Source organism: Mesorhizobium sp. M7A.F.Ca.AU.002.02.1.1, from assembly GCF_003998535.1.
In the GTDB taxonomy this organism is placed as follows: Bacteria; Pseudomonadota; Alphaproteobacteria; order Rhizobiales; family Rhizobiaceae; genus Mesorhizobium; species Mesorhizobium ciceri.
Map to the genome: position 1 here is coordinate 1 of NZ_RZPB01001521.1, position 393 is coordinate 393.

The window sequence follows — 393 nt, forward strand, 5'->3', positions numbered from 1 at the left end:
GAGTCCTGCCTATTCGATCCCGATTCCGTCAAAACATTTGCCGGCTATATTTTCCGTCTGCCATTTCAGCCCGGCCGAGCGCGACCAGTTTCTCGCCGCCTATCACCAGGCGCATCCAGGCAAGATGTCGATCGCATCAGGCATGCGCAAGACGCGGCATGTCTCGCTGATCGTGCCGGATTTCGGCGACGACAAGCAGAACGCCGCGCTCGATAAGGCGGTGAACGATTTTATCCAAAAGATCACCAGCATCACCGGCAAGAGTGGCTGATCGAACTCTTGTTTTACGCAATTCCGGACGGAAAACCGCGATACACTTTTCCTGGAATTGCTTTGGAAGGCCTATTTCGGGAGGAGACGGCCGTGAAGAAGTTTATCAATTCGGTGGACACG

Annotated in this window: 1 pseudogene; it reads left to right on the plus strand. The window is 54.2% G+C overall.

The features are described 5' to 3' along the window. Positions 1-271, plus strand: a pseudogene (locus tag EN879_RS38700) (hypothetical protein); the annotation flags it as partial. Between the last annotated feature and the right edge of the window lie 122 nt (positions 272-393).